The organism is Vibrio sabulosilitoris (genome assembly GCF_055391395.1).
This window is the reverse complement of sequence record NZ_AP029599.1, coordinates 1,426,526-1,450,609: the sequence shown is the minus strand read 5'-3', so window position 1 is coordinate 1,450,609 and position 24,084 is coordinate 1,426,526. Positions and strand designations below refer to the sequence as shown.

The 24,084-nt window shown below is 51.5% G+C and carries 25 protein-coding genes; 5 read left to right on the top strand and 20 right to left on the bottom strand.

Annotation, left to right across the window (positions count from 1 at the left end; all coding sequences use genetic code 11):
* Positions 1–159: 159 nt before the first annotated feature.
* From ACZ5R2_RS06965 to fabB, 3 genes are all read right to left on the bottom strand, one after another.
* Positions 160–1,173 (bottom strand): aspartate-semialdehyde dehydrogenase, encoded by a 1,014-nt coding sequence (locus ACZ5R2_RS06965; RefSeq protein ID WP_438460662.1) that lies wholly within the window; start codon positions 1,171–1,173, stop codon positions 160–162.
* Positions 1,170–2,303, bottom strand: coding sequence for a 4-phosphoerythronate dehydrogenase (locus ACZ5R2_RS06960; protein WP_464901582.1), 1,134 nt, complete (start codon positions 2,301–2,303; stop codon positions 1,170–1,172). Before ACZ5R2_RS06960 ends, ACZ5R2_RS06965 begins: the two co-directional genes overlap by 4 nt.
* Before the next feature lie 183 nt (positions 2,304–2,486).
* Positions 2,487–3,698 carry a beta-ketoacyl-ACP synthase I gene (gene fabB / locus ACZ5R2_RS06955; protein WP_464901581.1) on the bottom strand — a complete coding sequence of 404 codons (1,212 nt, stop codon included), beginning with the start codon at positions 3,696–3,698 and terminating at the stop codon, positions 2,487–2,489.
* A 182-nt stretch (positions 3,699–3,880) separates the two neighbouring features.
* Between fabB and mnmC the strand changes: the two genes are divergently transcribed.
* A complete protein-coding gene (mnmC, locus tag ACZ5R2_RS06950) occupies positions 3,881–5,911 on the top strand; it encodes a bifunctional tRNA (5-methylaminomethyl-2-thiouridine)(34)-methyltransferase MnmC2/FAD-dependent 5-carboxymethylaminomethyl-2-thiouridine(34) oxidoreductase MnmC1 (protein WP_464902326.1) in 2,031 nt (676 codons plus the stop codon).
* A 71-nt stretch (positions 5,912–5,982) separates the two neighbouring features.
* On the opposite strand, the gene ACZ5R2_RS06945 is transcribed toward mnmC, so the two are convergent.
* The 3 genes from ACZ5R2_RS06945 to ACZ5R2_RS06935 form a co-directional block, all read right to left on the bottom strand.
* Entirely contained in the window at positions 5,983–6,507 is a 525-nt protein-coding gene (locus tag ACZ5R2_RS06945) for an NADPH-dependent FMN reductase (RefSeq protein ID WP_464901580.1), read from the bottom strand.
* A 205-nt stretch (positions 6,508–6,712) separates the two neighbouring features.
* Entirely contained in the window at positions 6,713–6,976 is a 264-nt protein-coding gene (locus ACZ5R2_RS06940) for a YfcL family protein (RefSeq protein WP_464901579.1), read from the bottom strand.
* Between the two features lie 43 nt (positions 6,977–7,019).
* A complete protein-coding gene (locus ACZ5R2_RS06935; RefSeq protein WP_464901578.1) occupies positions 7,020–7,550 on the bottom strand; it encodes an elongation factor P hydroxylase in 531 nt (176 codons plus the stop codon).
* Between the two features lie 283 nt (positions 7,551–7,833).
* On the opposite strand from ACZ5R2_RS06935, the gene ACZ5R2_RS06930 reads away from it, so the two are divergent.
* The 3 genes from ACZ5R2_RS06930 to ACZ5R2_RS06920 are packed head-to-tail and all read left to right on the top strand — an operon-like array spanning position 7,834 to position 10,493.
* Complete coding sequence (locus tag ACZ5R2_RS06930; RefSeq protein WP_464901577.1) at positions 7,834–8,418, top strand: PepSY domain-containing protein; 585 nt, start codon at positions 7,834–7,836, stop codon at positions 8,416–8,418.
* A 12-nt stretch (positions 8,419–8,430) separates the two neighbouring features.
* On the top strand, positions 8,431–9,114 hold the full coding sequence (locus ACZ5R2_RS06925; protein WP_464901576.1) for a response regulator transcription factor: 684 nt from the start codon (positions 8,431–8,433) through the stop codon (positions 9,112–9,114).
* A gap of 5 nt (positions 9,115–9,119) precedes the next feature.
* Positions 9,120–10,493 (top strand): sensor histidine kinase, encoded by a 1,374-nt coding sequence (locus ACZ5R2_RS06920; RefSeq protein ID WP_464901575.1) that lies wholly within the window; start codon positions 9,120–9,122, stop codon positions 10,491–10,493.
* Between the two features lie 198 nt (positions 10,494–10,691).
* Here the strand turns inward: ACZ5R2_RS06920 and aroC are convergent, their stop codons facing one another.
* Entirely contained in the window at positions 10,692–11,777 is a 1,086-nt protein-coding gene (aroC, locus tag ACZ5R2_RS06915; protein ID WP_464901574.1) for a chorismate synthase, read from the bottom strand.
* Between the two features lie 423 nt (positions 11,778–12,200).
* Positions 12,201–13,133 (bottom strand): 50S ribosomal protein L3 N(5)-glutamine methyltransferase, encoded by a 933-nt coding sequence (gene prmB / locus ACZ5R2_RS06910; protein WP_464901573.1) that lies wholly within the window; start codon positions 13,131–13,133, stop codon positions 12,201–12,203.
* 61 nt (positions 13,134–13,194) lie between these two features.
* Between prmB and smrB the strand changes: the two genes are divergently transcribed.
* The gene (gene smrB / locus ACZ5R2_RS06905; RefSeq protein WP_464901572.1) at positions 13,195–13,725 is read left to right on the top strand and encodes an endonuclease SmrB; all 531 of its coding nucleotides are present in this window, start codon (positions 13,195–13,197) and stop codon (positions 13,723–13,725) included.
* A 22-nt stretch (positions 13,726–13,747) separates the two neighbouring features.
* Here the strand turns inward: smrB and flhB are convergent, their stop codons facing one another.
* The 12 genes from flhB to fliH form a co-directional block, all read right to left on the bottom strand.
* Complete coding sequence (gene flhB / locus ACZ5R2_RS06900; RefSeq protein ID WP_464901571.1) at positions 13,748–14,878, bottom strand: flagellar biosynthesis protein FlhB; 1,131 nt, start codon at positions 14,876–14,878, stop codon at positions 13,748–13,750.
* A 27-nt stretch (positions 14,879–14,905) separates the two neighbouring features.
* Positions 14,906–15,688 (bottom strand): flagellar biosynthetic protein FliR, encoded by a 783-nt coding sequence (fliR, locus tag ACZ5R2_RS06895; protein ID WP_464901570.1) that lies wholly within the window; start codon positions 15,686–15,688, stop codon positions 14,906–14,908.
* 8 nt (positions 15,689–15,696) lie between these two features.
* Entirely contained in the window at positions 15,697–15,966 is a 270-nt protein-coding gene (fliQ, locus tag ACZ5R2_RS06890) for a flagellar biosynthesis protein FliQ (RefSeq protein ID WP_438460647.1), read from the bottom strand.
* Positions 15,967–15,979: 13 nt separating this feature from the next.
* Entirely contained in the window at positions 15,980–16,837 is an 858-nt protein-coding gene (gene fliP, locus ACZ5R2_RS06885; protein WP_464901569.1) for a flagellar type III secretion system pore protein FliP, read from the bottom strand.
* Entirely contained in the window at positions 16,830–17,243 is a 414-nt protein-coding gene (gene fliO, locus ACZ5R2_RS06880; RefSeq protein ID WP_464901568.1) for a flagellar biosynthetic protein FliO, read from the bottom strand. Before fliO ends, fliP begins: the two co-directional genes overlap by 8 nt.
* Entirely contained in the window at positions 17,243–17,653 is a 411-nt protein-coding gene (fliN, locus tag ACZ5R2_RS06875) for a flagellar motor switch protein FliN (RefSeq protein WP_464901567.1), read from the bottom strand. Before fliN ends, fliO begins: the two co-directional genes overlap by 1 nt.
* A gap of 11 nt (positions 17,654–17,664) precedes the next feature.
* Positions 17,665–18,711, bottom strand: coding sequence for a flagellar motor switch protein FliM (gene fliM / locus ACZ5R2_RS06870; protein ID WP_438460642.1), 1,047 nt, complete (start codon positions 18,709–18,711; stop codon positions 17,665–17,667).
* Between the two features lie 7 nt (positions 18,712–18,718).
* Positions 18,719–19,216: a flagellar basal body-associated FliL family protein gene (locus ACZ5R2_RS06865; protein WP_464901566.1), complete on the bottom strand. Its 498-nt coding sequence runs from the start codon at positions 19,214–19,216 to the stop codon at positions 18,719–18,721.
* Between the two features lie 49 nt (positions 19,217–19,265).
* Complete coding sequence (locus tag ACZ5R2_RS06860; protein ID WP_464901565.1) at positions 19,266–21,404, bottom strand: flagellar hook-length control protein FliK; 2,139 nt, start codon at positions 21,402–21,404, stop codon at positions 19,266–19,268.
* Between the two features lie 82 nt (positions 21,405–21,486).
* The gene (gene fliJ, locus ACZ5R2_RS06855) at positions 21,487–21,930 is read right to left on the bottom strand and encodes a flagellar export protein FliJ (RefSeq protein ID WP_464901564.1); all 444 of its coding nucleotides are present in this window, start codon (positions 21,928–21,930) and stop codon (positions 21,487–21,489) included.
* Between the two features lie 14 nt (positions 21,931–21,944).
* Positions 21,945–23,264 (bottom strand): flagellar protein export ATPase FliI, encoded by a 1,320-nt coding sequence (gene fliI, locus ACZ5R2_RS06850; RefSeq protein ID WP_464901563.1) that lies wholly within the window; start codon positions 23,262–23,264, stop codon positions 21,945–21,947.
* Positions 23,264–24,082: a flagellar assembly protein FliH gene (gene fliH / locus ACZ5R2_RS06845; RefSeq protein WP_464902325.1), complete on the bottom strand. Its 819-nt coding sequence runs from the start codon at positions 24,080–24,082 to the stop codon at positions 23,264–23,266. Before fliH ends, fliI begins: the two co-directional genes overlap by 1 nt.
* Between the last annotated feature and the right edge of the window lie 2 nt (positions 24,083–24,084).

Below are 24,084 nucleotides of genomic sequence, written 5' to 3'. Positions count from 1 at the left end.
GTAGAAGGCAATAGCAGAATGTTAACTATTAAATATATCGGATACTAGGGGCAAAACTAGAGGGAAAATAATAAAAAATAGTGATTTAGCGGGGAATCCCGCATCAAACTCACAAAAAAGGCCCACGAATGTGAGCCTTGGTGTTTTCTTAACCAGCGATTAGTAGTAATCGCGGATTAATACTTCAGCAATCTGCACTGCGTTAGTCGCTGCGCCTTTACGCACATTATCAGCCACCACCCACAGATTAACACCGCTATGGTGACTAATGTCGTTGCGAATACGACCGACCATAACGTGGTCTTTGCCACCAGAATCTCGCACTTGGGTTGGGAAGTCTTCACCGTGGAACACCTCAACCCCCTCAGTTTGCTCAAGCAGTTGAGCCACTTCCTGGGCATCAATCGGTGAGCTGGTTTCTAAATGCACCGCCTCAGCATGACCGTAAAAGACAGGTACACGTACGCAGGTTGGGTTGACCGTGATCGACGGGTCATTAAAGATTTTTTGCGTCTCCCACACCATCTTCATCTCTTCTTTGGTGTAGCCGTTATCCATGAACTTATCGATCTGTGGGATACAGTTGAATGCGATCTGCTGAGAGAACTGCTCAGGCTCTGCTGGGCGACCATTAAGCAGCTTGGCCGTTTGACCTGCCAGCTCATCAATGCCTGATTTGCCCGCACCCGATACCGATTGGTAGGTTGACACATTGATGCGCTCGATACCCACAGCATCATGAATTGGCTTAAGCGCCACCAACATCTGAATCGTTGAACAGTTCGGGTTGGCAATAATATTGCGGTTACGGAACTCCGCGATCGCCTCAGGGTTAACCTCTGGCACAACAAGTGGAATATCGTAGTCGTAACGGAAGTGAGAGGTGTTGTCGATCACCACCACACCCGCATCCGCTGCGATTGGCGCCCACTTCTCAGAGAGCTCACCACCCGCCGAGAACAGGCCAATGTGCGCCTGAGACCAATCAAACTCTTCCACGTTCTGTACGATAACCGTTTTACCGTTAAAGCGCACCGTCTTGCCGGCACTGCGCTCACTCGCTAGAAGAAAAATCTCACCAACAGGAAATTGACGCTCTTGTAACACCTCTAGAATGGTCTCACCCACCGCGCCAGTCGCGCCTAGAACCGCTACATTAAATTGTTGACTCATTTTCTTTCCTCGATTTGAAAACCTAGTTTATTCAACGGTGCAAGATTGCACGTTTCATCCCCAGTTAGGGTAATAGCGCTGTATTCGCGTCGGTCCCAATACTGCTTGCGCATTTGGTCAAAGGCGCCAGGCTTGGCGATCTCACGACGGAACAGGCTATCGTCTTTGCGCACATCATAGATGATTTGGGTTAAATTGTGCAGCGTTGCTTCATCCCAAGCACGATCTAGCTTGACGCTCGGCACGGGTGCAGTGGGCAGCAATTGCGCCGCATCGGCACGCTGCTCTCGGCCTAAGAACTCACAAAAAGAGTTATAGATCATAGTCGTACCACGAGCTTTCCCCTCAAGGCCATAGCCAGCGACATGGGGAGTTGCGAAGGCTAATAGCGGCAGCAATTGCATATCCACTTGAGGCTCAAATTCAAATACATCTAGCGCTGCTGTAAAGCCGTCGTTGGCCTCTAGTCGCTGCCTGAGGGCTTGATTGTCCACTACCGGTCCACGCGCGGCATTAATCAAGATTTGCTCACCACGCAGGTTATCCAGTACCGATTGATCGATAAGATGGTGCGTTGGATGCTCACCGTCACGGGTGATTGGCGTATGTAGGGTAATGATATCCGCTTGTTCAAGCAGCGTATCAAGCGGCGTGAACTCACGCTGGTCGCCCATCGCTTGCTTAGGTGGATCGTTAAGCAACACCTTGATACCAATCCCGCGTAAACACTGTGCCAAGTAGCTGCCGACTTGGCCAGCACCGACGATACCCACGGTTTTATCAAACACCGAAAATCCTTGCTGCTGAGCCAGTACCATCATCACACTGAACACGTACTCCGCGACGCCCACTTTGTTGCAACCTGGTGCTGCCGTAAAGTGGATACCCCGCTCGGCAAGCAGCGCTTGGTCAACATGATCCATACCCGCGGTTGCAGTGCCAACAAACTTGAGCTTGTTGGCTTTACTGATCAAGGATTGGTTCACCTTAGTGACAGAGCGGATCATCAAGGCATCCACATCGACAAGGTCATCAGCGGTCAGGCTGCGCCCGGGTTTTAATACCACCTCACCGAGCTGTTCAAACAGCGCCTGCGCGTAAGGCATATTCTCATCGACTATGATTTTCATTGTAATGACTTCTTCTATCGGTGGTTTTGGCCAGATTGTGCAAAATTCACCGCCTGGTGTCCATAAAAAAGCCCGGCTAAATTAGCCGGGCAATCTTCCAGAACAAAAGGCGTCTATTCCGCTCTCCATGGAATAGTGCCTGCGTCTGTTCGACTAGCAGTGCTAGTCCGCTCTGGAAACAGGTTAGCCTTGGTATTTCTTAATCACTAGCGTGGCGTTAGTGCCGCCAAAACCAAAGCTGTTTGACATCACGGTCGTCAAGTCTGCTTCGCGCGCCTGAGTCACAATATCCAGGCCTTGTGCGGCTTCGTCCAACTGCTCAACATTGATGCTCGGCGCAATAAAGCCGTGCTCAAGCATCAGGGTAGAATAGATCGCTTCGTGTACACCGGCCGCGCCTAGTGCATGGCCAGTCATCGCTTTCGTCGCTGAGATAGCCGGGCTGTTACCAGCAAACACTTCCTGAATCGCGCCCAGCTCTTTCACATCACCGACTGGCGTTGAGGTGCCATGGGTGTTGACATAATCCACCGAGTCCACGTCCTGCATCGCCATCTTCATACAGCGAATGGCGCCTTCGCCTGATGGCGCTACCATGTCATAACCATCTGATGTTGCACCGTAACCCACGATCTCACCGTAGATCTTCGCACCGCGAGCTAGAGCGTGTTCCAGCTCTTCGACGACCAGCATACCGCCGCCGCCCGAGATAACAAAACCATCGCGATTGGCATCGTAAGTACGTGACGCCTGATCTGGGGTGTCGTTGTACTTGGTCGATAATGCACCCATCGCATCGAACATCATGGTCAATGACCAATCAAGCTCTTCACCACCACCGGCGAACACTACGTCCTGTTTGCCAAGCTGGATAAGCTCCATCGCGTGACCGATACAGTGTGCAGAAGTTGCACAGGCTGAGCTCATCGAGTAGTTAACGCCACGAATTTTAAACGGTGTGGCCAAACAAGCCGATACCGTTGACGCCATAGTGCGAGGCACCATGTAAGGACCCACACGCTTAACACCCTTCTCACGCAAGATATCAACCGCCGCGACTTGGTTAAGTGATGATGCGCCACCAGAGCCCGCCACGATACCGGTGCGTTCATTGGAAACCTGCTCTTCTGTCAGGCCAGAGTCGGCAATCGCCTGCTCCATCGACAGGTAGGCGTATGCCGCCGCATCACCCATAAAGCGCATTTTTTTACGGTCAATATGTTCAGCCGGGTTCATCTTAAGATCACCCCATACCTGAGAGCGCAAGCCTTGCTCCTTAAACTGCTCAGAGGCGGTGATTCCTGACTTCCCTGCTTTCAACGATGCAAGTACTTCTTCAACGTTGTTACCGATACTCGATACAATACCCATACCGGTGATGACGACTCGTTTCATGAACATATCCTAAAATTTTTGAAATCCGCTAGATAATAACTAAGTTGACCACCCAAAGTGGTCAGCTTTCCGTAACAAAAACCGTCCTGAGTGTACTTTTGTGCCAGCGAGGCATCGTCACCTAGCCGAGACGACGTGTTATGAGTACAATTAGGCGATTATTGTCAAGCACTCCCTACATTATGCCATCCATCACCAATGCACAACTTGGCTGGAACGAAGCCGGAACACCCGTCTCAGATCAATTCGACGATGTCTACTTCTCCAACGTCAACGGGCTTGAGGAAACACGTTATGTGTTTATCGAGCAAAATCATCTGCCATCAAGATGGCAATCGTATGAACAAAGACGCTTTGTGGTCGCAGAAACCGGCTTTGGTACCGGTCTCAACTTTCTTGCTACCTGGCAAGCCTTTGAGCAATTTTGCCAGCAACACCCAGAAGCAGCGTTGAGAGAGTTGCACTTCATCAGCTTTGAAAAGTTCCCAGTTAAACTCGATGACTTAGTCAAGGCCCATCAGGCCTGGCCTGAGCTGGCGAAGTACGCCGAGCAGCTCCAAGCCCACTACCCTATCGCTGTGCCAGAATGTCATCGTATTGTGCTGGCCGATGGCGCGATCACACTCGATCTCTGGTTTGGCGACATCAAGGACTGTATGCCCTTAGTGCCAACCAGTGACCAAGGTGTTGTCGACGCGTGGTTCTTGGACGGTTTCGCGCCGAGCAAAAACCCTGAAATGTGGAACCAACAACTGTTCGATGGCATGGCCAATCTCGCCAAGTCTGAGGCAACCTGCGCCACCTTTACCGCTGCAGGCTTTGTGCGTCGTGGTCTGATTGAATCTGGCTTTGCGATGAAGAAAGTCAAGGGCTTTGGCACCAAGCGTGAGATGCTCGCCGGCCAATTCCCTACCCGAACCCAACGGGGCAACAGCAAGCCGTGGTATCACTACCAAGGCAGTGCTCACCTTGCTGACAGCGGTAGCCAAGCGCTTGATATTGCGATCATCGGTGGGGGCATTGCCTCAGCGACGCTCGCCCAAAGCCTTATACGGCGTGGCGCTAAGGTCACCTTATACTGCAAAGATAGCCAGCCGGCGCAGGGCGCGTCAGGTAATCGCCAAGGCGCGGTCTATCCGCTACTCAACGGCCAGCATGACACGGTATCGCGCATTTTCGCGCCGAGTTTTCTTTACGCCCGTCAGTTTGTTAATCAAATGGCCGAGCAGTTTGAGTTTGACCATGATTGGTGCGGTGTTACCCAACTGATGTGGGACGAGGCATCAACCACTAAGCTGTCTAAAATGGCCGCCGGTCCTTTCGATGATGCGTTGGTCCAGGCGCTAGATACCGCTCAAACCAACCAAACACTTGGGCTGGATGTGAACATGGCCAGTGTCCACTACCCACTTGGCGGCTGGCTTAGCCCAGCACAGATGACCAGTGGCATCTTGGCGCAGTTAGCCCAGAATGCGATGTTTAACGCGCATTTTGACACTGAGATTAATGCGCTAGAGCGCAGCGAGGCGGGTTGGCATTTAACCAGTGGCGAGCAAACGTTTGAACATCAGATTGTTATCGTCGCCAATGGGGCGCAATTTGACCAATTGAACCTGACCCAATCGCTGCCACTAGGAAAAGTCAAAGGTCAAGTGAGCCATATCCCGACCAATGAACAACTGACCCAGCTCAATACCGTATTGTGCTATGACGGCTATATGACCCCGGTCAATCCGGCTAATCAACACCACTGCATCGGCGCTTCATACGACCGAGCCCATCTCGATACCGAATTTGACCCACAGGCTCAGCATGATAATCGAGAAAAACTCATTCGTTGCCTACCTAATGCAAGTTGGCCACTCAGCGTTGATGTCAGTGATGATGAGTCTCGCCAAGGGATCCGCTGCGTCAGTCGCGATCACCTGCCGATGGTGGGTAATCTTAGCCAGCTTGAGTCGGTGACTCAGCACTATCACAACCTGCAACAGCTCGATGAAGACAGTGCACCAGAGCTTCCGTGCCACCCAGACCTCTACTGCATGCTGGGGCTGGGCTCACGTGGTCTAAGCTCTGCCCCGCTTCTAGCCGAGGTACTGGCTTCGCAAATTCATGGCGACCCACTTCCTCTCGCCGTCGACCTACTTGAGGCCATTCATCCCGCGCGAATGTGGGTGCGAAAGCTGCGTAAAGGCAAGGCCATCACCCGATAGGTTAACTAGCTAAGCATAAAAAAGGATCGCCCAGTGCGATCCTTTTTTGTTTGAAGGGTTTTGTTTAACGCCTAAACCAACTTCTGCATTGCTTGAGCAATCTGCTCAGCATAGTCTTGATTGGTGACTTTGCCTGACTCTGGGTCGAAGTTATCATAAAAGCTCGGCAAGGAAACCGAGGCTTTGACGTTACCGCCAAAATAAGGCGCCGAGTTGGTCGCTGCCGCTAGCACTAGCTGGCCGCCACCAGGGCCTGGAGAGGTGGCTAGATAAACCGCGGGTTTATCCTTGAACACGGCGCGGTCAATACGTGTCGACCAATCAAACAGGTTTTTATACGCCGCAGGATGATGAGCATTGTGCTCAGCAAAGGAGATCACATACGCGTCCGCCTGCGCCAAGTCGCGCAAAAACGCCTGAGCGCCCTCGGCCTGACCGATCTCCTTTTCCATGTCTTCACTAAATAGCGGTACTTGATAATCACTAATATCGAGCACGGTCACCTCCGCCCCCTCGACCAAGTTCGCCGCGTATGTGGCTAGTGCACGATTAATTGATGTTGAGCTAGTAGACGCACCGAAAGCTATGATCTTCATACTGTTTTCCTCTCCTAAACAGGTTTACATTAAGCCTACGCCGCTCAGTCTAAATTCACAATACGATTAATTTCATCAACTTGTTCGAAAATTTCCACCTAAGAGACAGGTTCGAGGGGCGGGTTACACTTCGTTCCGAGGTGCGAGGAGTACACCACACGCGTTAAATTTCTCGCCTCTCGATTCTCGCCTCTGCTCTTAGCCGTCAGGCGTGAGCCGCGAGTTCATGCCATAAATCTTGGACAATAACGCGGTCGGCTGGGGTTAGTTCCGCTTTAGCCGCTTCTAAACTGTTCTCGATTTGCTGCTTTAGCACCTCAACGTCATTGATGCCTTGCTCTTCGCAATCGGCGGCTGAGAGTGAGATATGACCACGCAGATAACCACCGGCGAACAGTTCATCGTCGGAGGCGGTTTCAATACGTTGATCAATTAGGTTTAGGAGCTTTTCTTCAAAATCAATGATCACAGGATTTCCTTTTGAGCTATCAAATTGTGTTTAGAGCCATTAATCAGCTCACAGTAAAGTGTTGGGACTTAAGCGGCGGGGTTTGATAGAAACCACGTAGCGCCTCAGACAGGGCAAGAACACGCGGTGGCAGCCCTTGGGCTAAAATTGCGATGACTTCAGCCTGCACTTTGGTCATAAAGCCGAGACGGTCCGGCTCAAAATCGCCATGCAGGTTGTCACAGCTGACATTAAACTCAAACCCAGCGCTGCGAGCCAAAATCCACTCGTACGCCTGGGGACGAACTTCCACCTGCTCAAATCTTGCCTGAACCTCGGCTGTTCGGCCGTCGGGTTCGTACCAATAGCCAAAGTCCTCGAGTAGGCGCCTTTGTGGCCCTGCTACACACCAATGGGCAATTTCATGCAATGCTGAGGCATAAAAGCCACGGGCAAAAATAATCCGATGGTGGCTGGCACCTTGCCCGGCGGGAAGATAGATCGGCTCATCTCCGCCTAGCTCTAGCTTGGTGTTAAATTCGATAAAAAAGGTATCGTTGAACAGGTTAATCAAGTCTTGATAACGGTGTTTCATGCTGACTTAGTGTTATAAAAATTATTTGGCTATTCTTACTCTTTTTACCTCACGGGTAAAGCGGCATCGAGAGAGGTTACAAACAAGATTAACTTTATTTCATCTTCGCTCCACTTTGAGTTTATTCACTCTCGGTATAGTCACCCCATCAACGAGAGGAGAGCACTATGAAAGCCAGACAAAGAAGAGCCCTTGCTATTTGTGGTGGTGCTGGTTTGGGACTATTCGCCCTGACCAATTTGATCGCCCTCGTGACTGTTCACTAACCGTGAGGAACTTAACTATGAACCCGCTGAATATGAAACCAATGACGACGGCCATTCTAATCTCAACCCTAGGTATGTCTGGGTATACCATCGCCGATGATGATACGCGCTTTCACTTGCTCGCGCTCGAATCATCCAATACCAGCATCGAGTCCCTATCGCCTGCTGTTCGTGAGCTGATCAATGGCGTGATCACCGAGGTTGAGCTGGATGATCACCGCGACGAGCAAGTTGCCTATCAATTTGAGTGGGTTGATCTTGATGAAAACAGCCATCACAAAGTCAGTTATGCAGTCAATGACCTGACGGTGTTGGAGCAAAAGACCAGCGACTTGAGTAGTTTTGGATTTAGTAAAATTGATAAAGATGAACAAGTTGCTATACAAGAGGTCGCCAAGTCTCAGTTTGATATTCTCAGTGTAATACCTAAACTCGAAGAGAAATACGCCGCCAAGTTGGTGGAAGCAGAGCTAGAAACCAAAGATGGCTTGGTCTTTTATGAGGTGAAACTTGCCTCAACAGAGACGGGCAAACACAAGCTGCTGGTTGATGTGGCCTCTGGTGAAGAGATACCAATGCTCAAAAAACAGCGCAACCATTAAGTAGGAGTGGACATGAAGCTACTGGTCGTTGAAGACGATAAGGAAACCAATGCCTACCTGTGCCAGTCGCTGCGCCAGCAAGGCTGGGCAGTTGACACAGCCGAAAATGGTCAAGATGGCCTGTTTTTAGGGCTCGAGGGACAATACGATGTTATTGTCTTGGATCGTATGCTGCCAAACCTCGATGGACTAACAGTATTAAGCACCCTGCGCGCCGCCAATGTTGGTGCGCGTGTGCTAATCTTGAGTGCCCTTGATAGCGTAGACGAGCGAGTAAAGGGGCTGAAACAGGGTGGTGACGACTACCTGACCAAGCCGTTTGCTTTGGCTGAATTGATCGCGCGAATCGAGATCTTAGCCAACCGTTCCCAGTCCGTTCAAAGTGGGGTCGAGCACAAGCTTGCTAATGGACATCTTGAGCTCGACCTACTCTGTCATCATGCCAACCTTGCTGGGGAGAAAGTTGATCTTCAGGCCAAAGAGTTCAAACTACTGCGCTATCTGATGCAGCATATCGGTCAAGTGGTCACTCGCTCGCTACTTTTTGAGGCCGTGTGGGAGTACAATTTTGATCCGCAAACCAATGTAATTGATGTGCATATTGCAAGGTTACGCAAGAAGCTTGAACGCCCAGACTATCCCGACCTTATTGAAACCGTGCGAGGCTCTGGCTATCGCATGATCAAGTTGGACTGAATACGATGCGTCGTTTGTCGCTGACACGACTCTTGAGTCAGACAAGTCGACTTTGGCACCGTCACTCCCTGTGGCGATTGTCGCTGAGCATCGCCGTGATGTTGTGGTTGATTGTTGCCCTAGCGCTGCTGGCCATCTACCAATTAAGCATCCAACCGCTGCTCCACTCGCAGCGCCAACTGATTGCTCAGCACGTTGAGCAGATCCAAAGCGCCCACGAGCTTAATCCAGCCGAGCCTTTAGAGGACCAGTTGAGAGACTCCTTGTATCAAAACGAGAGCATCTTAACCGTCATTAAAGACCCACAAGGCCACGTACAAGGCTCACTAACGCATGTGCCAAGCTTTCTCACTCCATGCCCTATGCTCAAGCGCTTTCCCGTCTATCTCGACTCAAATGATACCTTTACCACCCTCGAGGGCTGTACGTTTGAGGTCGCTGATAATCAAATCTTGGTGGCGACTGACAACAGCTACATCCACCAAATCCAAGAAAACTTTATCAATGCCGCCCTGATTGTGATGGCATGTACCTCGCTGATCGCTTTTCTGCCAGGTCTTGTGGTACAACGTCAGCTTACTCGTCAACTTGATCAGATTCACCGTGTCGTCGCACAGATAGAGCAAGGGCAATTTAGCAGTCGAATCGCACTGCGGGGTCGCGAGGATGAGTGGGACAATATTGCTCTGTATATCAATCAAATGCTCGACGAGATTGAATCGTCAATCAGCCAGATACAAGCGGCAACCGACGCGATCGCCCACGACTTAAGAACGCCGATGACGCGGATAAAAAACCGACTCGATCTACTAGATAGCTGTGCCGACCCAACTCAACAACAGCAGCACATCCACCAGCTCAACCAAGAGTTTGACTCGATGCTGCGCACCTTCAACGCTATGCTTGAGCTGAGCAAGCTCGAGACCATGCATGACCGCTCTGCTTTTACCACCCTTGACCTAACAAAGATTGTCAACGATGCCATCGAATTAGCCGAGCTACAGCTTGAACAAAAACACCAGACGATTCAAGCAAGCCTCACCCCTACCCCTTTTAAGGGCCAACCGTCACTTCTATTTCGCCTGGTGTACAACCTGATAGAAAATGCTCACCACCACTGCAATGAAGGAGCCAAGATCTCTATTGCTCTCAATCACCGTCAGCTCATCGTCGCCGATAACGGCCCCGGCATCGCCCCAGAGCATCGACAAAAAGTCTTTCGCCGCCTATTTCGCGTAGACAAAAGCCGCCACACCCCAGGACACGGCCTTGGTCTATCGTTAGTTGCCGTCGTCGCCAAGCTCCATCAAGCCCATATCTCACTCGATTACACAGACGACAAAAACGCTACAGGTCTAAAAGTTACAATCCAATTTTAAGCGGGCAAAGCCTCTTTAGGGTGCGAGGGTCGAGGACGGGCTTTGCCCTCCGGGGCTCGAGGAGTGAGTCACGCGCGATTCATCCTCGCCTCTCGCAGCAAAGCGATCTCGCCTCTCGCTTCTTTTCCAAAGGAAAAACATAAAAGCCCCCAAAACGCTAGCACGCTTTAGGGGCTTCCATTGTTCAAACAAAGTCCGTCAGATAACCGGGGTTTCGGTAACCACTCCGTAATTCTGACCACGATGGCGCAGCAGGTGATCCATCACCACAATGGCCAACATTGCCTCAGCGATAGGCACAGCTCGGATGCCAACACATGGGTCGTGACGGCCCTTAGTGATCAGTTCGGTTGGCTCACCCTGCTTGGTGATCGTCTTACCCGGCACCGTAATGCTTGAGGTTGGCTTGAGTGCGATGCTCGCAACAATATCTTGACCAGTAGAGATGCCACCGAGGATGCCGCCAGCGTGATTACTGCCAAAACCTTGTGGCGATAGGGTATCGCGGTGCTCGCTGCCCTTTTGAGCAACCACATCAAAACCATCGCCGATTTCAACGCCTTTAACGGCGTTAATGCTCATTAGCGCATGCGCGATGTCAGCATCTAGGCGATCAAAAACTGGCTCGCCAAGTCCTACTGGCACGTTGGTCGCAACCACTTGCAGCTTGGCTCCAATGGAGTCACCCTGCTTTTTTAGGTCACGGATCAGCTGATCAAATGCCTCAACCTTATCCACATCAGGACAAAAGAAGGCATTGTTCTCAATCTCATCCCAATCGACTTTATCAATCGCGACGTCACCCATCTGTGATAGGTAGGCTCGGATCTCGATGCCAAACTCTTGCTTAAGGTACTTTTTCGCCACGGCACCGGCGGCAACGCGCATCGCAGTCTCACGCGCCGATGAACGACCACCACCACGATAGTCGCGGTTGCCATACTTTTGATGGTAGGTGTAATCGGCGTGACCTGGACGGAACTTATCTTTGATCTCAGAGTAGTCTTTTGAGCGTTGGTCGGTGTTTTCTATCAGCAACCCAATTGATGTACCTGTGGTTCGGCCCTCAAATACCCCAGACAGAATCTTGACTTCATCCGGTTCGCGGCGCTGAGTGGTGTATTTTGATGTGCCGGGACGGCGACGATCTAAGTCGGTTTGAAGATCAGCCTCAGTCAGCTCAAGACCTGGAGGACAGCCATCCACCACACACCCCAATGCGATACCATGACTCTCACCAAACGTGGTGACACGAAAATGCTGTCCTATGCTATTACCTGCCATTTTTTCCTCTATCTCTCGCTGGTTAGGCGCTATCTACTTAAGCTAGCACGTAACACAACCTTCATCCTGTTGTTAATGGAATCATAGTGTCTTTATTGGCTTGGGAAGTAAAGGAAAAAGAAGCGAGAATCTAGAGGCGAAAATCGAGGAAGTTTGACTCGCGCGGCTCACTCCTCGCCTCTCGCAACACAACGATCTTGCCTCTCGCCTATCACTAACATCTAGTGAACTTGGCAGGGCAAAGGGGCACTAGTGAAGTTCACGTTACCCTATCCACAGGAAATATAAGTGAGAGGCGAGGAGTTAACCACACGCGGTTACCTCCTCGCCTCTCGCAGCGCAGCGATCTCGCTTCTCGCCTCTTAGCTAAAGGGAAATAAAAAAGCGCCACCCTAGGGCAGCGCTATCAGCCATCGACTTTGGTTAGTCTTTGTACAACGCAAAATGCTCAGCATGTTCGATCATTTGCTCGCGCGTGATCATGAATACGCCGTGGCCGCCGTTTGCGAACTCGATCCAGGTGAATGGGATCTCTGGGTACTGCTCCATCATGTGCACCATTGAGTTGCCAACTTCACACACCAAGATGCCTTTTTCGGTTAGGTAGTCTGGCGCATTAGCTAGGATGCGGCGGACCAATTTTAGGCCATCGCTGCCAGCGGCTAGGCCAAGTTCAGGCTCGTGAGTAAACTCATCTGGCAGACTGTTCATGTCCTCTTCATCCACGTAAGGTGGATTGGTCACGATCAGGTTGTACGCCTCTTTTGGCAGATCACGGAACAGGTCCGAGCGGATTGGGAACACCTGTTGCTCCATACCGTGGTCTTGCACGTTCTGCTCAGCGACTTGCAGCGCGTCGGTTGAGATATCAATCGCATCCACCTCAGCGTCCGGGAAGGCGTGGGCACAAGCAATCGCGATACAACCACTGCCGGTACACATATCCATGATACGCGTTGGCTCTTCTACAAGCCACGGCTCAAAACTTGCTTGGATTAACTCACCGATTGGCGAACGTGGCACCAAGACGCGCTCATCAACGAAAAACTCAAGACCGCAGAACCAAGCTCGGTTGGTGAGGTACGCCGTTGGTGTGCGCTCATTGATGCGCTTAACCACACGCTCAACAATACGCAGGCGCTCGCTGCTGGTCAGGCGTGAATTCAATACATGCGGAGGCACGTCGATCGGCAAATACAGCGTTGGTAGGATCAATTGAACCGCTTCATCCCAAGCATTATCGGTGCCGTGACCATAAAATAAATTCGCGGCGTTGAAACGACTCACCGTCCAACGAATCATGTCTTGAAGCGTGTGAAGCTCTGATACTGCTTCTTCTACAAAAATCTTATCCAAAGTTGCCTCCAAAAAGCGCTACAATACCCTTCATAAGTTGTAATTAAGTAAAGATTTACCCATGAGCTACAAAGACACCGATTTTGACGATGACTTCTCGCTGTTTTATGAAGAAGTAAAGGGCGTAAAAAAGTTCGCACAGGATACCATAGTCCAGGCACCAAAAAGAAACACAAAGCAGAAAGAAGTCACTCGCACTGCCCGTGAGGCCTCTGATACCGAGTTTTATTTCTCCGATGAGTTTGTTCCCCTGCTCAGTGACGAGGGACCGACTCGCTATGCGCGCGATGATGTCTCCAAATACGAGGTCAAGCGCCTGCGTCGCGGCGTCTATGTTCCCGACGTGTTTCTCGATATGCATGGCATGACCCAAATGGAAGCGAAACGCGAGCTTGGATCAATGATAGCCTACTGCGTAAAACAGAAGGTAAGTTGTGCCTGCGTGCAGCACGGTATCGGCAAGCATATTCTAAAACAGAAGGTGCCATTGTGGTTAGCACAGCACCCAGATGTGATGGCCTTCCACCAGGCGCCGCTTGAGTTTGGCGGTGATGGTGCCCTGTTGGTTCTGCTCTCTATCCCAGAAAAATAATCCGCTGTTGGCGTTATTTTCGCTAGTGGCGCAGTTCTGGTGGGATCGGCATATTTTCGCTCTTGAGCACCGGGCGCTGGCCGCCACTTCTGCGATATTGCTTAAGCTGGAAGACATAAGCGAGTATCTGCGCGACGGCTGCAAACAGCCCATCAGGGATCTCCTGCTCGAGCTCGGTGGTATGATACAGCGCTCGGGCTAGCGGCGGCGCGGGGATCACGTAGATATCGTGCTCGCGCGCCACTTCACGGATCTTGAGTGCCATGTGATCAACCCCTTTCGCCACCACCACCGGCGCCTTATCGGTTTTCTGCTTGTAGCGCAGTGCCACTGAGAAGTGCTCCGGATTGGTCACGATCACATCCGCCTGAGGGACATCGGCCATCATCCGTCGCTGAGCCGCCTCACGCTGGAGCATACGAATACGCCCTTTCACCTCGGGCTTACCCTCGGTGTCTTTAAACTCATCCTTAACCTCTTGCTTGGTCATCTTAAGCTGTTCGTTGTGCTGCCAAATCTGAAACGGAATATCGATTGCTACCACCACCAGCAGAGAGCAACTGATCAACAAGACAAAATTCAGCAGGATATCCAGAGCATGAAAGATATTTTGTGGAAAAACATCGGTACTCAATTGCATCAATGAAGCTTGGGACTGCAGGATCAAAAAGAACGCTACTCCTGCAACAAGGCTAACCTTAAGAATCGACTTGATCAGCTCGACAAAGCTCTGCTTACCCAGCATACGCTTAAAGCCGCTAAGGGGGTTGAGCTTAGACAGTTTTGGTCTTGCCGCTTCTGCTGAGAAGCGAATACCGCCTAGCCCCGCAGCTCCAGCTAGTGCGGCGCAAAACAGAATAATCAGGATCAACAGCAGAGGCAAAATCAAGTTGCCCAAGGCACTAAAGGCAATATGGCTTAGCTTACCGAGATCATAGATCTCTTCGCGGCTAAGTGAGAATAAACGGGCCATCGCCTGACCAAGACCGCTGGCAAGAAACTCGCCAAACCACATCAAGGCCACCGAGCCGACAATTAAAACCGATACCGATGCAAGCTCCTTGGAGCGGGCGACTTGTCCCTTCTCCTGGGCTTGCTGTTTCCTTCGGGGGGTGGCCTCTTCAGTGCGTTCTTGGCCGTCAGATTCTGCCAAATCAGCCTCCTAATTCAAGCTTGATAACTAGCAGTCGATATTGATCAGTCGGCATACCTGCTGCTCCCCATCGACCCAAAACAACTCATAATGATTCAGTAAACCGCTGAGCAAATACCAACAAATAAACAGCCCTACCATCAGAGCAAAGGCAAAGCCAAGTGAAAAGATATTCAGTTGGGGCGCGGCACGGGTCATCACACCAAACGAAAGATTGATGGTTAATAGCGCGATAATCCCAGACAGTGCCATGCTCAGCGCGACCTTGAACATGATCCCAAGCCAAGAGGCAATCTCCTCAAACCCCAGTGTACTGATCCCCCCACTGCCAATCGGCAGGCTTTTAAAGCTCATTACCACCAGCTGGATCATCTTTAGATGCCCATCTGTACCGAGGAAAAACAGGGTCGCCACCATCATAAATAGCTGACCAAGTACCGGCGTATTTTGTCCGTTAGCCGGGTCAACCATAGAGGCAAAGCCCAAACTGGACTGCATGCCGAGGATCTGACCGAGCAAAACAAAAGTCTGCAGAATAAAGGTGGTAATCGTGCCCATGGCCACGCCAATCACGATCTGCTCAAACAGGAGGATAAACCCACCCAGTGACAGCAGCTCAATATCGTTTGGTACAGCGGGGATAGCGGGCATCACAGCCAATGTGATGGCCAGGCTGAGGTAGAGCCGGATTCTAGCGGGCACAAAACGCGCCCCGGTTACCGTCATCACCATTAGCATCGAGGAGATACGCGTGAGCGGCCAAAAGTAGTTGGCAATCCAATCTAATACGACTGAGGTTGGGTACTCCATGCCGACTCCTAGTAGACGATATTCGGCACGCGCTCGATAAGGCTAAAGAAGAACTCCATCATCACCTGAGTGCCCCAATGGGCAAAGGTCATCAGTGCCAATATGGTGACAATCAAACGTGGCAGAAACGACAGGGTCTGCTCGTTGATCGAGGTAGCGGCTTGGAAAATCGCCACAATTAGACCCACCAACAGACTAGGAATAATGATCGCGCACACCAGCATAAGCACTAGCCAAAGTGCCTCACGAAACAGCTCAACAAACAGCTCTGGGGTCATAGGGTGGGCTCCGTCATAGGGCAAAGCTGCCGGCAAGCGTGGATAAGATCAGATTCCAGCCATCAACGAGGACAAACAGCATCAGCTTAAACGGCAAGGAGACAATCATCGGTGACAGCATCATCATACCCATCGCCATCAATACCGAGGCGACAACCAAATCGATGATCAAAAACGGTAAGAACAGCATAAAGCCAATCTGAAACGCGGTTTTTAGCTCAGAGGTAATAAACGCCGGGATCAAGATCGCCATCGAGACATCTTCTGGGTTTTGCGCCTCGGCGCCCGAGATACCAACGAAGGTCTCGAGATCCTTAATCCGGGTTTGCTTGAGCATAAAGGCTCGCAGTGGCTGCTGCGCCTCGTCAAACGCCTGACGCGCATCAACTTGCTCGTTCAAATATGGCTCGATCGCTCGGTCGTTGATCTGACTTAACACCGGTGACATGACGAAAAAGGTCAAGAACAGCGAGATGCCGATAATAACCTGATTGGATGGCGTTTGCTGCAGGCCCATGGCTTGGCGCAGGATAGACATCACCACCACGATGCGGGTAAATGAGGTCATCAAGATAACCATTGCTGGCAAGAAGCCAAGCAAGGTCATTAGGGCGAGGATCTGCAAATTAATCGAGTAGTCTTCACTACCATCTGGGTTAGTGGTCATGGTGAAGGCAGGGATACCCACACCCGTTCGCGTCGAGCTACTGGTGAGTGAGGCTGCCCCTTGCTCGTTTTCCATCACTGACACGGTGACCTGACTGGCTGGTGCAATACTCGGATCGATGCTGACCTCTTGCTCAGCAAGACCCAAGGGGCTTACTATGAGCAAGAGTAGCAGTAAAAGTGACGAGGACAAGACTCTAGGCATGGTGATTCTTATTTAGCAGCTTGGAGAGTTGTGAGCTGAACTTGCTGTCCGGTGCGTTCTCCTCAATGATGGGCTGCTCAAGCTTGGACAATAGATTAATATTTTGCGCCGTGATACCAACCAGATATTGCTCCTCACCCGCTTGAATGATCGCCACCCGCTCTTTGGTACCCACTGGGATCTGGCGCACCACCGACAGATCCTTATGCCCCATCAAAGACGGCACACGCATCTTCTTCAGTGCCACCATCAAGGCAACAATAACCAACAGTACCAGCATCAACGAACCTACGGTGGTGGCCAGATCATAGTGAGTTGGTGCTTCCCGCGCCGCAAGAACTCTGGGCGCAAACAGGGCCCCTGACAGGCCAAAACATCGCGTCAGGAAAATTCGATGTAACGACATTAACGCAGCTTCTTAATTCGTTCGGTTTGACTGATCACATCAGTGAGGCGAATACCAAACTTATCGTTCACCACCACAACCTCACCATGGGCGATCAAGGTGCCATTAACCAACACATCGAGCGATTCACCGGCAACCCGCTCAAGCTCAACCACTGAGCCTTGGTTAAGCTGCAATAAGTTGCGAATGCTGATCTGCGAGCGCCCGACCTCCATGGAGATGGTCACCGGAATATCGAGGATCGTGTCGAGCTTACGACGCTCGTCATCCGAGATTGGCGATGCGGTATCTTGTAGCTCATCTAGCGGGGCTGCCAATACATCGTCTGTATCGACAGCGGCTGCCTTAGGGTCTTCACCCAAGGCTGCCGCCCATTCGTCGGCCAGTTTTTGATCGTCAGTCGGTTCCATTGTTTACTACCTTATTCATCGTCACCGAACTCATCATCGAGCTCGGACATGACATTCTTACCCAAAAACGCCAAGTCGGTCTTAACCGCATCTGGGCGTTTGATCTTTTCTGAAATTTGTACGGCCATTTTCTCATTCGAGCGGCCCATTTTTACCCGGTAGGTCGGCAGCTCTTCGACGAACATGATCGCGTGCTCTGGCATACTGATCGGAATGATATCGCCGGCTTGCAACTCCATCAAGTCACGCAAAGAGATGTCTTGCTCGAGCAGGTTAACCCGGAAGTTGACCGGAACGTCCATGATCTCATCGCGCAGTGCGCTGCTCCAGCGGATATCTGTCTCCATCTTGTCCGACTGAACACCGGCATCTAGTAGCTCTCGGATCGGCTCAACCATTGAGTACGGCATCACAACATGAAAGTCACCTCCGCCACCGTCCACTTCGATATGGAATGAGCTGACCACCACCACCTCGGTTGGGCTGACGATGTTGGCCATCGCCGGGTTTACCTCGGCGTCAAGATACTCAAACTCAACCCCCATCACCGGTGACCAAGCCTCTTTGTAATCTTCAAAGATGATTTTAAGCAGCAACTGGACAATGCGTCGCTCGGTTGGAGTAAACTCGCGCCCCTCGATACGCGCTTGATAGCGCCCATCACCGCCAAAGAAGTTTTCAACCATGATGAACACCAATCGCGCTTCCATGGTGATCAGCGCAGTGCCCTTAAGTGGTCTAAAGCGAACCATATTAAGACTGGTCGGCACGTACAGGGTATTCTGATACTCTCCAAACTTCATCATCTGCACGCCATTAATCGACACCTCTGCAGACTTACGCAGCATATTGAACAAGCTGATGCGCATATGGCGCGCAAAGCGCTCATTAATCAGCTCCAAGGTCGGCATTCGACCGCGAACAATGCGATCTTGCGATGAGAAGTCGAAGCTGACGGCATCACCCTCTATCTCAATCTGCTCATCGACCTCGTCATCAACATCATCAACGCCATGCAGGAGTGCGTCGATCTCATCTTGGCTTAATAAATCGGTCACTTTTCACCTACTGGATTACAAAATCGGTAAACAGCACACGCTCAACCACGGGCGTGCCGACCGTCTGAGACAAAATCGCCTGTACATCATCGGTTGCTCGATCGCGCAGCTCAGCGCGACCGGTCTGTGAGCGCAGTTGCTGCTCAGTCGAAGAGGTAAAGGTATTAATAATCGAGCTCTCAATCAAAGGAGAATGGTAACGAGCGAGGCGTTCGTTTTCTCGCCCTCGCACCATCAAGTGCGCTTTGATCTGCACCATACGATCACGTGGCTCACTGCGCAGGTTAAACACAAATGGCTCAGGAATGTTCACATAAGCTACGGGTTCAAGGGTTGTAGCCGCTGCCTGTCGCGGGTTACTTCGCACATCCAGCCCTGTGCTATCGGTGCCAAACATGAAAAACGCGGCCGCCGCCGAGCCAATCAGCAGGGCTGCCGCCACACCAATAATGATCACTAGCCGGCGTTTGTTGTGGCGTAATTCAATCGATTGTTCTTCAGCCATTGAGTACTCTTTATGGTTGTCGTTTCAGCCGTTAGTTTAAGCCGTCATTTTAGGCATAGTAACTAATGCCATCTTGCTGTGTAGTAACGTTCAAATTGATGCTTTGACCAGCATCATTGTCTTCGTCACCCAATCCATTTGGGTTAGACTGCTGGGTATCACCTGCTTCGCCTTGACCAGCAGAGCGCCCTTGTTGCTGGCTGCTCTGCTGTGAAACGGAGGTATCGGCTAATTGAATACCTTGCTGAGCAAACATCTCGCGCAAGCGTGGCATGGATTGGTCAAGCACCTCACGGGCTTGAGCGTTCGCCACCGTGAAGTGTACCGAAGTACTATCACCATTCATATTCATGCGAATCTGCATCCGCCCCAACTCGGGTGGATCAAGACGTATATCGATGTTCTTTAAATTCTTAGACAACATCAGTTGCACTTGATCGTTCACCTTGTCGGCCATTTCCTGAGAATTCATCGCTTGGGAGATGACCATATTCCCTTGCATCGTACTGACCTCAGCGCGAGCAGTGCCTGGCGCGCCACTCGTCGCCATAGCCGCCGCTACAGCGGACTCTGCCGCCTGACTCGTTGCAGTCGTCGAGGCCGAGGTGCTATCCGTCATCACTGAACCATTTATCGTCCCCAGCGATGCCAGCAATTCTGGGTTTTGCGCCGCTGCGCTGACAGCGCCACTTAGCTCTTGATTACCCAGCGCCTGAAAGCTTGGCAATATGCTCTCTTGTTCAGCAACAGACTGAGCCCCACCCGGAGGTGTGCCAACTGATGGTGCCACAACGCCAGGTACTGACTGAGCTGGTACCATTTGAGCATTGAGCAATGCCGTCGTATCGGCGACTTTATTGGCCGCCACTGAAGCCGGCGTTGAGGGTACCTGATCAGCCACAGGATGCACCTGTGGCGCAACACCTTCGCCATGGGCAGCACGATTCCAAGGGATCGCGGTGGCTAGACTATTCTGCTCTGATACGGGCGGTATCTCACTGAGGTTATTGTCAGCGACACTTCGCTCAGTGGGTGACTGCTGCATAATGTTCTGAGCCTGAGAGTGAGTCGCTCGCGGCTCAATCTCATCCGAAGCAACATCCATCCCATGCTGGCCGCCACTGCCTTTGATATCCGCTAGCGGCGGATCAAATGTCTCTGGACTCGAGTCCAGTGTGGACACCTCGCTCCATTCAACTGCTTGATGCTCTGGCGATGAGTGAGAAACACCGCTTAATGGTTTGATTTGAGCTGATTCATCGGCGTTGATTGCCGTGGCCATTACTTTGTCTGAGTATGCAAACTCTTTAGTGGCAAAGTCTTGTTCTAACCCTTGATCAATCGCCCGCTGTGCTGGTGCCAAGTCCTGTTCGGACTGACTGAATGTTTCTTCACTCGAGTCAGCCATCGTTGATTGGCTGTTACTGGCAATGGGTTGTGAGGATAGTGCCTGTGCTGAGTAGAACTCATCCGCAGGCACAATATCTGAATCAATTCTCGTTGACTGCAAGCCAGCACTATCCGCATGCGTACCATCCGTGTGCGTACCATCCCAGTTGTTTAAACCTGCCGACTTTGTGCGTGTTTGCTCAGCGCCAGAGGCCACAAGTTGGTTTGCCTCAGACTCAAAAGCCATGGCATCCACATCGCCAAGAGGCAACACTTTGCCGCCTTGCTCTGCCACACCAGTGGCATCTTTGGCCTGCTCTGATTGTGACGACACTTTCTCGCTGTCTGACTGCAGAGCTCGACTCGATTCATTGAGTCGCTCAAGCAGTTCACCACTTTCTGTCACCGCAGCCTTAACCTCTTGCACTCGATGATCTTGATAGTCAGGAGTCTCCAAGCTCAGCGTTTTGGAAGTATTAGTAACGGCCCTTACCTCACCTATCTGCGATTGCTTATCAACACCAGAACTTTCATTCCCTTGATTTGATGGATCTCTATCGCCAGCAGGAGTAAGGTCTTCACTCTGTACTACCAACGACTTATCACCATTTTTGAGGGTTTCAGACGCTGGCTCATTAGTGATATCAACCTCAGCTTCGGTCTCATCCGCGGACATCAACGAGCTCAAGTGATCAAAAAAACCGGCCGCACTCTCGTCGACCGACTCACTGCTCATCGGCTGACTGTCGGAAGCAAGCGGCTTTATCGCTTCGCTGGAGGTCGCAAGATCAATCTTCATCAATTCGGCATACTCAGATAATTAAACAAATGGCACATCATTAGGGTGCTATATCGTCAAATAATGCAATATTCATTCCAAGCTAAGTTTGACGGGGTTTTCGACTGTACAACAGGGTCGAAAACTCATCCATCATCCGCTGCTCTTTCTGAGCCTCCAACCGCTCGCATTGCTCGCGCTTTTTGTCTAGCATCCACTCATAAGAACGCCGCTGCTTGCGCACGTCCAGCCAGTGTTGCTCGCAACCTTCCACCTGGCCTTTAAAATGCGACTCGGCTTGTTTCTGTTTAGCCAGGGTTTCGTCTAGCTGGGTTAAAAATCGATTGAGGTGGCCATACTGGCTGGCCGTCAGGCCCGCTTGGCCGCGATCAATCAGCTGCTGACAGTAATCTAAACGATACTTCTCGATTTGCTCTACTTGGCGGTAGTAATCCTCAAGCTCAGCGCGGGCCTTATTCAGGGCCAACACGGCTTGTTGCTCTTGATCACTCGCTTGCTCAAGCAGGAAGTCCAGCGCATTATCCATCTAAACTCCCTAAATCAGTTGTTAAGAATTGAACTGAGCATATTGACGCACATCGGGTAAGGAACACTCTCTTTCATCGCCTGTTGGAGATATTGGTCAATCCGTGGCTTGAGGGTAAAGGCGCTGTCAATCGCTTGATCCGTGCCTGGTTTATAGGCACCAATCGAAACCAGATCCTGATTCTTGCGACAAATGGCCAGCACTTGACGAACCGCCTTAGACATCAACAGATGCTCATCAGTGGTGATCTGAGGCATCACACGACTGACCGATTTCTCAACATCAATGGCTGGGTAGTGACCTGCATCTGCCATCTCACGAGAGAGTACAATATGGCCATCCAATATTGCGCGTGAAGCATCCGCGATGGGATCTTGCAAATCGTCTCCCTCGGTTAACACCGTGAAGAACGCCGTGATTGAGCCTTGATTCTCGTCACCATTACCAGCGCGCTCAACCAAAGCGGGCAACTTGGCAAACACCGAAGGTGGGTAGCCTTTGGTCGCTGGCGGCTCACCAACTGATAGAGCGATTTCACGCTGGGCTTGGGCAAAACGCGTCAAGGAGTCCATCAATAAAAGCACATCGAGGCCTTGGTCACGAAAATACTCCGCAACCGTCAACGCGGTTTGGCAACCTTTGAGGCGCATTAAAGGCGAAGCGTCGGCTGGCGCTGCCACTACGACGGCTCTCTGGCGCCCTTCAACACCGAGGATCTCGTCAATAAACTCCTTAACCTCACGTCCACGCTCACCAATAAGGCCAACCACCACCACCTGGGCGCTGGTACCGCGCGTCATCATACCAAGTGTCACCGACTTACCAACACCAGAGCCGGCAAACAGACCAATACGCTGGCCTTTGCCAACCGTCAATAGGCCATTGATCGCTTTAATACCGACATCCAACGGCTCAGAGATTGGTTTGCGCGCCAGGGGGTTAATAGGTTGAGCATTAAACGAAGCGCGACTGTCACTGTAAATAGGGCCAAGACCATCAATAGGATTACCCACACCATCAATCACGCGACCGAGGAGTCCCATACCAACCGGCAGGCCTCCCTCAGCGGTGAGTGGCGTTACTTTGGCACCAGGCAGGATACCCGTGATCTGTTCGCTTGGCATCAGCAGCAGTCGATCGCCAGAAAAACCCACCACCTCGGCCTCCATCTCCCCTTGCATGGTTTCCACGCGACACAGACTGCCAATCGGGGCGCGACAACCGGTGGCCTCAAGGGTCAATCCTACCACACGCACCAGTTTGCCAGAGGCAACGGGGCGACTCGATACCCCGGTAGTCTGGTAGCGCTGCAGTCGCTCTAATAGCGGCTGCACTACTGGCCGCCTTGCACGTCACCCACTTGGTGACGGTTGACGGCGCAGAATTTTTGCATCGCGCTGCGCACGCGCTCATCCATCCGATAATTCACGCTCGATTCACCGGCCTCGATCTGCACATCCCCACGATTCAGGGCGGGCTCTGGAACCAATGTCCAATTGCGAATGTCGAGTTGCTCTTGGCCGTAAGCCACTTGGATGATCGCGACATCTTCTGGATGAAATTTAAGCGTGATCGCATGACCAAGGATAGGCAGTGCCTCAACCGATTCTTTGATCGTATCCAAGATCACCTGAGGGTTGGTGGCAACCTCAACGTGCACCACTTCACGGGCAATCGACAACACCATGTCCACCAGTTGTTTCTCGACCTGCGCATTCATCAGCTCAAGTGGCTGAGCAAACTGATTTGCCAGCGCCATTAGGTGTTGAACATTCTGCTGAATGTACTCTTGGCCTGCCGTAACCCCTTCAGCTTGTCCAGCTTGTAGGCCCTCACTATGGCCTGCCTCAAAGCCTTGCTCTTTGCCCTTGTCATAGCCCTGCTTAAAACCTGCCTCTTGCCCATGAAGCATACCCTCTTGATAGGCAGCTTGACGGATCTGCTCAAGCTCTTCTTGAGTTGGCGGCAGCAGCTCCTCTTCTGGCTCTGACGAAAAATCTGGGGCCCAACCTGGGTCGTAGTTGAGTGCGGTTTGTCTCGCTTGACCTGTGGGTTCGGAGCTGTAATCTGGCAACCCCCACTTGGTGGGTCTGGCTTGTTCTTGCTGCGTCGTATCAAGACGCAAAAATCCGCGCTTTCTTTCTCCTGCCATCA